Source organism: Lysinibacillus sp. NPDC056185 (genome assembly GCF_047737915.1).
Lineage (GTDB): Bacteria > Bacillota > Bacilli > Bacillales_A > Planococcaceae > Lysinibacillus.
Genome location: NZ_JBLLLQ010000013.1, coordinates 91,675 through 103,623 on the forward strand (window position 1 = coordinate 91,675; position 11,949 = coordinate 103,623).

Below are 11,949 nucleotides of genomic sequence, written 5' to 3' on the forward strand. Positions count from 1 at the left end.
CTAATCCCCCTTCATTACAGCATCTATATAAATAGATGGATCACTTAATAGTTTTGCCGCATCGTCCATAAATGGAGTAATCCATTCAGAGCCTACACCATAGGCTACAGTAATGAGTACTAAAAGCACAGTAGGCACAAATAGAGTATTGTAGACTTTTTTATCGACAGTACCCGTTGTTTCTTTTTCTTCACCCCAAAAGGCATAAAGGAAAATACGAATAACAGACAATAAAACGAGAAGAGACGAAGCTAAAATAAAAATACTGCTCCATTTACTGCCTGCTTCAAATCCTCCCTGTACAATCAACAGCTTTCCAACGAAGCCACTAAGTGGAGGAATCCCTGCTAGACCAAATGCTGCAATTAAATAGCACCAACCAAGAGCAGGATATTTATTCATAAGACCGCCCATTTTTCGTAAATCAGATGTACCCGTAATGTAAATCACTATGCCTATTAACATAAAGAGCGCTGCTTTTATAAGCATGTCATGAATTAAATAGAACATTGCACCTTTTAGGGAGATTTCATTCATTTGAGATACACCGAATAAAATAACACCTACAGCTATGACAATATTATAGATAATGATGAGCTTTACATCGTGATAGGCAAGTGCACCAATACAGCCCGCAATAATTGTTGCAACTGCTAATGCCATCAGTAGATCATGGGTATACGATAAATCATGAACAAAGAACAATGTATATGTTCGAGTAATCGCATAAATGCCCACCTTTGTTAGTAGTGCACCAAATAGCGTTAGTACTGGTATAGGTGCTGCTGCATAAGAAGTTGGAAGCCAAAAGTATAGCGGGAAAATAGCCGCTTTTAACCCAAATACCATTAAAAATAGTACAGCGATAACAGTAACGATACCTGGTTGATTAATTTCAGCAATCTTTACTGCAATATCTGCCATATTTAATGTACCTACTACAGAGTAAAGGTAGGCAACTGTAATAACAAATAATGCAGATGAAATAACATTAATTAAAATATATTTAATAGAACCTTTAAGCTGTCCTTTCTCGCCCCCAAGAACGATGAGTAAATAAGAGGCCATTAACAATACCTCGAAGAATACGAAAAGGTTAAAAATATCGCCTGTCGTAAATGCCCCGTTAACCCCGGTTAAAATAAACATAATTCCAGGATAGTAGAAGAAGCGTTCACGTTCTTTTGTGATGGAACCGAAGCCATACCAAACAACAAAAAGTGCGATCAGCAGCGTTGTTGTGACAAGCAGTGCGGACACCATATCAGAAACCATCGTAATGCCATATGGCACAGGCCAATCTCCGAATGTCACCTTTTGGATACCGTCATTTTTCACCTTTAAAAGTAGTGAAATCGCTGATGTAAGTGCGAGCCCTATACCAAGTAATGCGAATGAACGTTGGTATTTTAAGTTTTTTTGCCCAAACATTAAAATCATACCGAAGAAAAACGGGATGATAATTGGCAGTAGAAGGAAGTTATTCATCCTCATCACTTCCTTTCATTAAGCTTATATCATCTGTCTCAAGCTCCTGATAAGAACGGTATGCTAGTACAAGGAAGAAAGCTGTTACCCCAAAACTAATAACAATCGCTGTTAAAATAAGCGCCTGTGGTAATGGGTCTGCAAAAGTTTTTGCCCCTTCCTTTAAAACAGGTGGTGCTTCTCCACCAAGCCCGCCCATCGTTAAAATGAGAAGATGAGCGCCATGACTTAAAAGGCCTGTCCCGATAATAATACGCAATAAGCTTTTAGATAAGATTAAATAAACCGCTGCCATAAACAGAAAGCCTATGACAAACGCCATCAATATTTCCATTATTCATCCTCCCCAATCGTTTGAATAATGGTCATCGTAACGCCGACAACAACCAAATAGACACCGCTATCAAAAAGCATAGCCGTGTGTAATGACTGTTTGCCTAGAAGCGGTAAATCGAAATAATCAAAGAAATGTGTAAAAAACGGTTGACCTACAAACATTGGGAAAGCGGCTGTTGCCAGTGCAAGTAGTAAGCCAATTGCTGTTAAATACGTATAATTTATAGGTAAAACCTTACGAACCGTATTTAAATCAAAGGCAAGGACTAAGAGTACAATAGCACTCGATGTTAAAAGTCCACCAACAAAGCCGCCTCCAGGTGTGTAATGACCAGCGAGAAAAATATGAATGGAGAAGAAGAAAATAATGAAGAATACAATTTTTGTTGTAAATTGTATAATGACATCATTTGTTTTCATGTGTTTTCTCCTTTCTATTCATGCGTAGCTTTATCATTGCTAAAATGGCCATTCCAGCAATAGCTAGTACTGTAATTTCAAATAATGTATCAAAGCCACGGTAGTCTACTAAGATCACGTTGACAATGTTTCCACCGCCTGCTTTTGAATAAACTGTTTCCTCATAATACTTCGAAATAGTTGGAATCAATTTTTGTGAATGTGCAGACAGTGCTAAAAGCGTAACCATAACACCGACTGCAATGGAAACAATCGCGCGATTTAATTGGAATCTCATGCGCTCTTCTCGTTTTCCAAGCTTAGGCAGATGATAAAACGCTAGTAAAAATAGCGCAACAGAAATTGTTTCAATGACAAGCTGTGTTAATGCTAGATCAGGAGCATTAAAAATAACGAAGAATAATGCTACTGTGTAGCCCACTGCACCAAGACCTATAATGGCTGTTAAACGTGATTTTGCTAAAATAGTAATGGCTGTTCCAACGACTAACACCAAAACTAAAATGATCTCGTAAGGATGAATAGGTGCAGTATCTTGGAAGGAGACTGTAAAAGCATTCTTCACAAATAAAGAACCTATTACAATTGCTGCAATGCTACTAAACATATACAGCAGGTAGTGACGCATAGAGCCCGTCATATAAAGACGTGATACGCGATTTAACCCAACATCTAGTCCGAGCATAATCTTGTCGTATGCATTATTTAATGTTAAAGCTCGTGGGAATTTTTGATAAATGCCCTGCCATTTCGGTAACGCTACAAATAGTAGAACCCCAACAATTACTATGCCAAACGTCATGAGCAATTCAGGTGTAATTTCACCATGCCAGGCTGCTACATGAATATCAATATCCTTCGGTGAATCATATAAGAATGGCTGAATAGCTTGTACTGCTGGCTTTACAAAAGTATCACCAACAAGGTTCGGAATAAAGAATATTGTTACGACTAATGCTGCTAAAATCATCGGCGAAATTAGCATGCCAATCGGTGCCTCGTGTGGTTTATGAGGTAATTTTTCTGGTGTATATTTACCAGTAAATGTTCTGAAAACAAAATAGAAGCTATAGACAAATGTAAATATACTAGCAATCCAAGCAACAATCGGGAAGAGTGCTCCCCATGTTTCAAAGCCTAAAAATTCGAAATTTTGCAGTGCAAGCATGGCAGTTAAAAACATTTCCTTACTTAAGAAGCCATTAAATGGCGGTAGACCAGCCATTGATAAGCTTCCGATTGCCGCTACTGTAAAGCTAAGCGGCATAATACTCATTAAGCCTCCGAGCTTACGAATATCACGTGTACCTGTTTCATGATCGACAATACCAGCAATCATGAATAGGCTTCCTTTAAATGTTGCGTGGTTAATAAGGTGGAAAATCGCCGCAAAGGCAGCAAATTTAATAGTATCTGTTGCCCCGTTGCCATGAAACGCCAAAGCACTTGCGCCGAGCAATGACATTATAAGTCCAAGCTGACTCACTGTAGAGAAAGCAAGGATTCCTTTTAAATCTGTTTGCTTCACAGCAAAGAATGAACCCCAGAATAGCGTTAAGATACCTACGCCTGTAACGAGCCATACCCAAAGCTCAGAAACAGCGAAAATAGGTGTAAAGCGTGCAACTAAATAAATACCTGCCTTTACCATTGTTGCAGAGTGAAGGTATGCACTTACTGGTGTTGGCGCTTCCATTGCATCTGGTAACCAAATGTAGAATGGGAATTGGGCAGATTTCGTAAATGCTCCTAGAAGTATTAAAACGAGCGACCAGGTGAACAGCGGATGCTGCACTAAACTAGGTGCCATGATAATAAGTTCACGGATTGAATACGTTCCTCCCATTATATAAAGAAGGATGAATCCTCCTAACATCATTAAGCCGCCACCGACTGTAATCATCATTGACTTAAGTGCACCAAAGCGAGAGGCATCACGAGAATACCAATAGCCGATCAGTAAAAATGATGAAATAGATGTTAGTTCCCAAAAGAAGTACAGCGTAATTAAATGATCTGACTGTACTACTCCTAGCATTGCGGTCATAAATAATAATAGGTAAACATAAAAATTATGTAATTTTTCTTTATGTTTGTCTAAGTAAAAAATAGAGTAAAGTACGACCAATGAGCCAATTCCAGTAATCAGTAATGAGAACAGCAAGCTAAGTCCATCTAAATAAGAAACGATGGAAATATCAAGCGATGGAATCCAAGGAAGCTCTTCAAGAAATACTTTACCATCTGCTACTTTTCCGATATAAGACGCGTAAATAATCGCAAGTGTAGCAGGTACTGCAAGAACAAACCAACCTGTGTGAATATTTTTAATGCTTTTATATAAAAGTGGCACAAATATTGCAGCAAGCATTGGAATGAAAATATAAAGTACTTGTAACAAAAAAATCCTCCTTTATGCAGATAAGTATGTTAATTATATCGCACTTTTTGTATGAATGCATATGCACTCATATGATTTAGCTTGCGATAGTGGAAGAATTTTGGATATATTATAAATAGGAAGTTATCAATAATAATAAAGGAAAAAAATTTTATGAAGAACCCTTATATTTATGGTTATCTACCATTAATTACGATTTTATTGTTTAGTTTGACATTTGGAATGTATGCAGTAAGTGAATCGTTGCTAGTTTTTCATGCAATCGGTGTGTATTCCGGCATGCGTGAGTTTTTATCCGATTTCGAGCTCCGTGTATTCTTGCTAATTGTCTTTGCAGTAATCTTTTTTATGTTATTTTCGGCATTAAAATTAGTAGGGGAAACTATTCATGAACTAGGAATGTTGTTTTTCTCAAAGGATCATGATGGTGCGACAGTTAATCAAGCACGAGGTGGATACATCATTTTATTGGTTGGTGCAATCTGTTCAGCCTTTGCTATTCAATTTATTTACGTTTTAGTAGGTATTTTTATCTTAACTGTTTTTATCTACTTTATTTACCTTATCTATAAAATGAGTCATTTTATGTCGATGGGTGGAACGATTGGCTTATTAGTATTTGAGCTTTTTATGTGGACAATACTATTATCGCTATTAGTTTATGTTGTTTTAAAATTGTATAATGGTATTTTGGCAAGCTTACCGTTTGCTCATTAAATGCCGTGGTTTATTAAATTACATAGTAACGTTAAAACAATAAAGGAGCAGCCCTAGAGTGAAGAATTTCACTCAGGGCTGCTCCTTTTAACTTCTTACAGCGGTTGTCCAAACATCTGTACCTGTCGCTACGCTTTCGGTACAAAAGACATCCGCTGTAAGAAGTTAAGCCTCCGGCGGATGTCACGGAATCGGAAAGGAGTGCTTAAAGGATGTTAGCCTAAAATCATCGCATCCATGCGATAACGGCTAACTGACCTGCATCGGTAAAAACGCCAGGTCCTGTGGCATTACCGAAACGACCGACATCGTGTCGGCTCTCACGCAGGCCTAAGCACAAAGCCGATTCCGGACGTATTGTTTATCTGTGCGGAAGCGAAGCGACAGCAACAATTATGCCGAGGCATAATTGATTTTTATTCCAGTAAAACATTAAATAGCTTGTGGTGAATCTTATAAGATTCTAAACTCTCCATAGATTGTGGCTTATCGTAGCCAAGCCATACTGCTGCAGTGTATTCATCATTTAATCCAGCAAGCCAGTAGTCGCGATAGTCGTTAGTTGTTCCCGTTTTGGCACCGACATAGTTACTTCTACTATAAACGCCTTGTCCTGTACCTTTAGTAACAACATCTGTAAGCATCGAACGCATATACTTAACCGTTTTCGGTGACCAAATTTGATCGCGTGCTGAATCCCAGCTGTAAAGCTCCGTGCCATCAGATGCTGTTACTTTACGGATGCTATGGGCAAGTACGTATGAGCCGTCTATAAAGCTTGTATAAGCATCTGCTAGCTCAAGTGCTGTAACACCATACGTTAACCCTCCCAAAGAGGCAGGAGCATAATCATGGTCTTTTGCCACGATGGAGCGGAAATGAAAGCGATCTAAGTAACTAAAGGCTGTGTCAATTCCGACTGTGTTAAAGAGACGAAGAGCCGATGTATTGTAACTATTTCGAAATGCTACTCTAATTGGTACATCACCGTATTTAAAGCCTCCATAGTTTTGCGGACAAAATGAACCGACACAATAACTGCCACCACTTACTATAGAATCAGGTGTGTGAGCTGTCGTTTCAAAGAAAGGAGCGTACACCGCTAACGGTTTAAAGGCAGAGCCTGGCTGACGCGTACCTTGAAAGGCACGATGATAACCAAACTTCTCGTAGTTTTTCCCAGCATAAAGACTAACAACTTCTCGGGATGTATTATCAATAACTGCTCCAGCTGCTTGTAATTTACCTGAGCCTAGAATTGCAGTCATTTTTTTCTCATCATGTGCTTGTTTGTCTGGGTCAAGCGCGGTATAAATCGTTAATCCATTTTGGAATAATGTATTGAGTCGATTGTCTAGCTGCGCTTTGATTTTTTTCTTCTCTTCCTCGCCTTGTGTATTTGCAAGTCGATCTGAATAACCTTCTTTTTCTGCAACTAACCATCTAAGCTCTTGTAGGACATACGTGCTGTACATAGGGTAGCTTTGCGCTTTATTCTTTACATTTAACGTTATAGTTTCAGCTTTATATGTAGTGGCATCTTCTTTTGTTATAGCGCCACTCGCTGCGAGTGTATCTAATAACCGCTCTTGCCTCGCTTTTGTTTTATCAAAGTTTTTTAAAGGATTATAAAGCGAGGGGTTATTTGGAATGGCAGCAATAAAAGCAATTTCAGCTATAGATAGCTCTTGGAGTGGTTTTTGAAAATAATATGTAGCTGCTCCACCAATTCCATAAACTTGATTGCTAAAATAGGCTTCATTAAGATACATCGTTAAAATCTCGTCTTTATCAAATTCTTTCTCAAGCTCATAGGAGTAAAAAATCTCTGTTAATTTTCGTTCATATGTTTTTTCATCGGATAAATAACGCATACGAACGAGCTGCTGTGTAATGGTGCTAGCACCTTGAGAAGCTGAATTTGAGCTTGAATTAGCAACAACTGCACGGATGATCGCACTGAGGTCAAAGCCGATATGCTCATAAAAATGAGCGTCCTCACTTGCGATAAAAATTTCCTGGGCAATTTTTGGGGTTTCCTGTAATGTTAGAGGTTGACGCCATTCGACATATTCCTCGCTAAATGTTTTGCCGTTTCGATCAATAAGTGTTACTGGAAGCTGTGGCTGTACTTCCGGTAAATGAATAGCACTAGCAATTTCCTCCTCATGCGCTTGTGCCGCATTGATCTCTGTCCTAATATTTGTACTAATCCACCAAAGGACAGGTAAGGACAGTAAAATGATAAAAAAACCAAAAGCCTTTTTCATGTGTGCCTCCACTCTAAATATGAGTCACTCAACAGAATAACATAATTTGGATAGTTTCCAAATACGCGTTACGACCTATTTGTATTTATCAAATAATTAATTTTGCCATGAAGTTGGAGATGACGCTTGTTAAAGCTTATTAATGATTGGAGTAGAGGCTGGGCGACATAATAAAGTAAAAGGATTCACACACAGTTTTGTGTAAATCCTTTTTGCTCTTAGGAAGGCGAATGTCGATAAAACTAAAAAGTTGGGTGTTATTTTATAGGAACGCGCGTTCCTATAAATAAGTTGATTGGAGTGGAGGTTTGGCAACTCCTTAGGGTTAGCGATAGAGAACGAAGGCTAATAGCAGCAACAAAGATTACGCTCTGTTTTTTTGTCTGTTACTTATGAAAAGAGGAATTATACATAACAATCCAAGGAGAATGAACAGGATTAAGGTGTTGATTGGATTATCTTTTACTTTTGTATCTTCTATGTGTTTTTTTTCAAATTCTTTTACCTCTTTTGTTGTATTTACTTTATTGTTTGGAACAAATTCATTTTTATCGACATCATAGTAATAGAATCCGTGTTTGTTAAAGGTGAAAAAGTCATCTCTAAACGTCTTATATGAACTTGAAATCATCGCTAAGTTCATTTTTTCCGTATCAATCATTGGTTTTACATATTTTTCACTTTCTGCTTTAAACAATTCTTTTTCTTTTGTTAATAAGCTGGCTGCTTCACTTTTTACTTTTTCTACATCTTGAAGCGTTGTTGCTTTTTTCAAACCCTCTTCAATAAAGGCTATTTGTTCCTTTTTCATTTTTTCTTCAAATTCTTTTGTTTTTTGCTCTAATAATGATTGATCCTCTTTTACTGTTTTAATCAGTACCGTTTTTGTTTCTTGTGCTAATATTTTGGCGGAGTCGTTTTTGTAATAATTAACTTCTTTTTTATTTTTATCATTTACTGAATTCAGGTGCTCTTCTGTAACGGTTTTTGTTGCCATGCTGGCAGATGAAAAAACGATACTCAACATACATACCGACAGTCCGATTACACTTATTTTTTGTATGAATTTCATTTCAATCCCTCCGTTTTTTTCTATCATTATCCATATAATCCATTTTTACGATTGACCAACGGAATATATGAACAATCATAAAAAATATACTAAGGGGGTTAATATGAAAGAATATTTCTTAACCAGTACTGTGATAACGCCTTCGTGACAAACAACATGTTGGCTCGAGATCCTGCAGCGAAGCGGCAGCAACTGGGTTTTGTCTGTGCGAAAGCGAAGCGTCAGCAACAAATGTTTTCTGTAGCGAAAGCAAAGCGTCAGCTACAAATGTTTTCTGTAGCGAAAGCAAAGCGTCAGCTACAAAGCGTCCAACCGGAACGGAAATCAACCCCACGGTATGGTGATAAGCTAAAAAATTAAAAGTGCAAAAAATCGTCAATACTTTGGTGAAGAAAACCATTAAGAAGTATGTTAGACTAAAATGAGGTCAGAAATGATAGTGCTATCATTTTCATTGAAACTGAAATTTTACATTTAAAGGAGAGACTTCAATGTTTCCACAATTAACAACAGAAGTACTAGAAGGCGAAGTACTTGTAGAAATGAAAACAACATTAGGTGCCATCAAAATTAAATTATTCCCAGAGCATGCACCAAAAACTGTTGAAAACTTCTTAGGCCATGCAAAATCAGGATACTATGACGGCATCATTTTCCACCGTGTGATCCAAGACTTTATGATTCAAGGTGGTGACCCAACTGGTACAGGTATGGGCGGTGAATCAATTTGGGGTAACTCTTTCGAGGATGAGTTCTCTGAAAACGTATTTAATCTTCGCGGTGCCCTTTCAATGGCAAATGCGGGTCCAAACACAAATGGTTCACAATTCTTTATCGTACAAATGAAGCACCTTCCAAGTGATATGCTTCGTCAATTACAAGGTGCTGGCTTCCCAGAAGAAATTATTGAAGCATATGCTCAAAATGGTGGTACTCCTTGGTTAGACCATAAACATACAGTATTTGGTCATGTTGTTGAAGGAATGGACATCGTAGACAAAATTGCAGACGTAGAAAAAGACATGCGTGATAAACCAGTAGAAGATGTGAAAATCGAGTCAATTACAGTTTTTGAATAATAATTGTAAGGACGTGTAAAACATGAAACATTTAATGTATCAATTTTTATATTTCCCAGAAGATAAATCAGGCTACATTCCTGCAGCTTTTGAATTTTTAATAATGCTTATTTTATGTATTGTTGTCTTTACTGTTTTCCGTAAGATTTCTAAGAAACAAGAAATGAAATCAAAGGAAATCGAAGCACGTATTCTTTCAGAGAAAAATAATACAAACAATCAGCAAAATACTTAACTGTATTTAGCGGGTGTCTAAACACCCACTGAATTAGAGGGATTCAGTCTAAGAACGCCACGTCCTGTGGCAATTTATCTGTGCGAAAGCGAAGCGACAGCAACACGGTTTTATCTGTGCTGTCGCTTCGTTGCACTACGCTTTCGCGCAAAAAAACATCTGTTAGCCTATAGCCTACAATTATGCCGAGGCATAATTGATTGTACGAGATGCCTCGCAGCCTTTAAGGACTGCGGGGCATTTGTATTTTCGCATTTATTTTATGCCAAAACACCTCATGTATTGTTTTCTTAGTACCATTCTCCATATGAGATATATTTTCTAAACAAAAAAAAGGATATCTCGGGAAAACTTGAGATATCCTTCGCTATTTATTTTCTATTGCTGAAGTGCTTGCTTAAAGCGCTGAACACCGTCTTTCACTGTGTCAAATGAGCAAGCGACGTTCATACGTAGGAAGCCACGACCCTCTTCACCATATTTTGTCCCAGGCTCTAATGCTAGCTTGCCATTTTTCAGCAAGCGTTTCATGATTTCTTTTTCATCAAGCCCTAATTCTCGATAATCAATCCAAAGTAAATATGTGGACTGAGGTTTATTAATATGGATGCCAGGTAATTGCCCTAATTCAGAAATCACATAGTCCATATTAGTTGAAATATAAGAAAGCATGTCATTTAACCATGGGGAACCCTCTGTATAAGCAGCATGAAGTGCAACAGAAGCAAAGGTATTTAAGGAGCCTTGCCCACTAGCCATATGAACTGCTTCTAGTAGCATACGCTTTTCCTTATCCGGCACAATCATATAAGCGACTTGAATACCAGCTAGATTAAATGTTTTTGTCGGTGCCATGCACGTAATAATACGATCAATTTCATCACCAGCGATTTTTGCTAATGGTGTATGTTTTGAGCCATCTAACATTAAATCAGAATGAATTTCATCGGAAATAATCACTACATCATATTTTGCACATAGTCGTACGATTTCCTTTAATGTAGCTTCATCCCATGCATAGCCTCCAGGATTATGAGGATTACACAATATGTAGGCTTTCACATTTTGAGCGAGTGCTTGTTCAAAGGCTTCAAAGTCATAGACAAATGTGCCATCTTTTTCTACTAAAGGACAACTAACAATCTCTCGGCCATTACTTTTTGGAATGTTATAAAATGGTGGGTAGACAGGTGAGGAAATAAGTACTTTATCTCCTGGATTTGTAAATGCCTTGATACTATCCGCTAAAGCAGCAACAACACCGTTACAGAAAACAATTGAATCTTTGTCAATGTGCCAATCATGATGAGCATTCTGCCAGTCTACAATCGCTTGCACTGCTTCATCACTAACAAAGCTATAGCCGAAAACTGTCTTTTCAGCATGCTCTTGTAGCGCTTTTGATACGGCTACTGGAGCAGCGAAATCCATATCAGCTACCCACATTGGTAGTATGTCTGAAGCATCTTGTAGCCCATATACATTTTCCATTGCGTCCCACTTTACAGAGTTTGTACAACGACGTTTAATAGTTTGATCGAAAATAGACAAGCAAATCACTCTTTTCTTTTTTATTTACTATGGTATCATACGAGTATGATAAAAGGATAATAGGTGAGTATTTTGGAAAATATAAAAATGAATCAAGCAGCCGTACGTCTGCTAGAGGAGTGGGATCCATTCCACTTAGGTCCAGATCATTATGATACTGAAACTGCAGATGTTGTAGCAGCATTGCAAGGTATTGATGATCCATCTACTCTTGCAAAGGTTATTCAAGAAACATATGAGCATTCGTTTGAAGAATGGATTCCATTTGAAGATTGTGTAGCCATTTCGTACAAACTTATTGCGATAAAATTTGAAGCAAAATGCATTATTTAACTTCTTTTTAGCGGGAGTCAAAACATCCGCTAAAATAGAGGAACTCA

12 protein-coding genes are annotated in these 11,949 nt (G+C 37.8%); 5 read left to right on the forward strand and 7 right to left on the reverse strand.

Annotation, left to right across the window (positions count from 1 at the left end):
• From ACMZ42_RS14255 to ACMZ42_RS14270, 4 genes are read right to left on the reverse strand one after another with little or no spacing between them, the layout of a single operon-like run.
• A complete protein-coding gene (locus tag ACMZ42_RS14255) occupies positions 1–1,488 on the reverse strand; it encodes a Na+/H+ antiporter subunit D (RefSeq protein WP_402869260.1) in 1,488 nt (495 codons plus the stop codon).
• A complete protein-coding gene (locus ACMZ42_RS14260) occupies positions 1,481–1,822 on the reverse strand; it encodes a Na(+)/H(+) antiporter subunit C (RefSeq protein ID WP_415731850.1) in 342 nt (113 codons plus the stop codon). The genes ACMZ42_RS14255 and ACMZ42_RS14260 overlap by 8 nt, the downstream gene beginning before the upstream one ends.
• Positions 1,822–2,244 (reverse strand): Na(+)/H(+) antiporter subunit B, encoded by a 423-nt coding sequence (locus ACMZ42_RS14265; RefSeq protein ID WP_370078021.1) that lies wholly within the window; start codon positions 2,242–2,244, stop codon positions 1,822–1,824. The genes ACMZ42_RS14260 and ACMZ42_RS14265 overlap by 1 nt, the downstream gene beginning before the upstream one ends.
• The gene (locus tag ACMZ42_RS14270; protein WP_415731851.1) at positions 2,231–4,645 is read right to left on the reverse strand and encodes a Na+/H+ antiporter subunit A; all 2,415 of its coding nucleotides are present in this window, start codon (positions 4,643–4,645) and stop codon (positions 2,231–2,233) included. Before ACMZ42_RS14270 ends, ACMZ42_RS14265 begins: the two co-directional genes overlap by 14 nt.
• 153 nt (positions 4,646–4,798) lie before the next feature.
• On the opposite strand from ACMZ42_RS14270, the gene ACMZ42_RS14275 reads away from it, so the two are divergent.
• Entirely contained in the window at positions 4,799–5,362 is a 564-nt protein-coding gene (locus ACMZ42_RS14275; RefSeq protein WP_370078017.1) for a DUF5366 family protein, read from the forward strand.
• Between the two features lie 416 nt (positions 5,363–5,778).
• On the opposite strand, the gene ACMZ42_RS14280 is transcribed toward ACMZ42_RS14275, so the two are convergent.
• Both ACMZ42_RS14280 and ACMZ42_RS14285 read right to left on the reverse strand, forming a co-directional pair.
• Positions 5,779–7,632: a transglycosylase domain-containing protein gene (locus tag ACMZ42_RS14280; protein WP_402869254.1), complete on the reverse strand. Its 1,854-nt coding sequence runs from the start codon at positions 7,630–7,632 to the stop codon at positions 5,779–5,781.
• Positions 7,633–7,996: 364 nt separating this feature from the next.
• Positions 7,997–8,704: a hypothetical protein gene (locus ACMZ42_RS14285; RefSeq protein ID WP_370078013.1), complete on the reverse strand. Its 708-nt coding sequence runs from the start codon at positions 8,702–8,704 to the stop codon at positions 7,997–7,999.
• 144 nt (positions 8,705–8,848) lie between these two features.
• Here ACMZ42_RS14285 and ACMZ42_RS14290 point away from each other — a divergent pair, with 144 nt between their 5' ends.
• The 3 genes from ACMZ42_RS14290 to ACMZ42_RS14300 all read left to right on the forward strand — a co-directional run bounded on the left by ACMZ42_RS14290 (position 8,849) and on the right by ACMZ42_RS14300 (position 10,018).
• Positions 8,849–9,064: a hypothetical protein gene (locus ACMZ42_RS14290; RefSeq protein ID WP_415731852.1), complete on the forward strand. Its 216-nt coding sequence runs from the start codon at positions 8,849–8,851 to the stop codon at positions 9,062–9,064.
• 131 nt (positions 9,065–9,195) lie between these two features.
• Positions 9,196–9,783 carry a peptidylprolyl isomerase gene (locus ACMZ42_RS14295; protein WP_370078011.1) on the forward strand — a complete coding sequence of 196 codons (588 nt, stop codon included), beginning with the start codon at positions 9,196–9,198 and terminating at the stop codon, positions 9,781–9,783.
• Positions 9,784–9,805: 22 nt separating this feature from the next.
• Positions 9,806–10,018: a hypothetical protein gene (locus ACMZ42_RS14300; RefSeq protein ID WP_415731853.1), complete on the forward strand. Its 213-nt coding sequence runs from the start codon at positions 9,806–9,808 to the stop codon at positions 10,016–10,018.
• 378 nt (positions 10,019–10,396) lie between these two features.
• Here ACMZ42_RS14300 and ACMZ42_RS14305 read toward each other — a convergent pair whose 3' ends face one another.
• A complete protein-coding gene (locus ACMZ42_RS14305; RefSeq protein WP_415731854.1) occupies positions 10,397–11,569 on the reverse strand; it encodes a MalY/PatB family protein in 1,173 nt (390 codons plus the stop codon).
• A gap of 72 nt (positions 11,570–11,641) precedes the next feature.
• On the opposite strand from ACMZ42_RS14305, the gene ACMZ42_RS14310 reads away from it, so the two are divergent.
• Entirely contained in the window at positions 11,642–11,902 is a 261-nt protein-coding gene (locus tag ACMZ42_RS14310; protein ID WP_132361698.1) for a DUF1871 family protein, read from the forward strand.
• Positions 11,903–11,949 lie beyond the last annotated feature (47 nt).

Excerpts from the sequence above, each read along its gene's own strand:
- ACMZ42_RS14260 (WP_415731850.1), bottom strand. The coding sequence starts at position 1,822 with ATGGAAATATTGATGGCGTTTGTCATAGGCTTTCTGTTTATGGCAGCG.
- ACMZ42_RS14275 (WP_370078017.1), top strand. The coding sequence starts at position 4,799 with ATGAAGAACCCTTATATTTATGGTTATCTACCATTAATTACGATTTTA.
- ACMZ42_RS14265 (WP_370078021.1), bottom strand. The coding sequence starts at position 2,244 with ATGAAAACAAATGATGTCATTATACAATTTACAACAAAAATTGTATTC.
- ACMZ42_RS14285 (WP_370078013.1), bottom strand. The coding sequence starts at position 8,704 with ATGAAATTCATACAAAAAATAAGTGTAATCGGACTGTCGGTATGTATG.
- ACMZ42_RS14255 (WP_402869260.1), bottom strand. The coding sequence starts at position 1,488 with ATGAATAACTTCCTTCTACTGCCAATTATCATCCCGTTTTTCTTCGGT.
- ACMZ42_RS14280 (WP_402869254.1), bottom strand. The coding sequence starts at position 7,632 with ATGAAAAAGGCTTTTGGTTTTTTTATCATTTTACTGTCCTTACCTGTC.
- ACMZ42_RS14300 (WP_415731853.1), top strand. The coding sequence starts at position 9,806 with ATGAAACATTTAATGTATCAATTTTTATATTTCCCAGAAGATAAATCA.
- ACMZ42_RS14295 (WP_370078011.1), top strand. The coding sequence starts at position 9,196 with ATGTTTCCACAATTAACAACAGAAGTACTAGAAGGCGAAGTACTTGTA.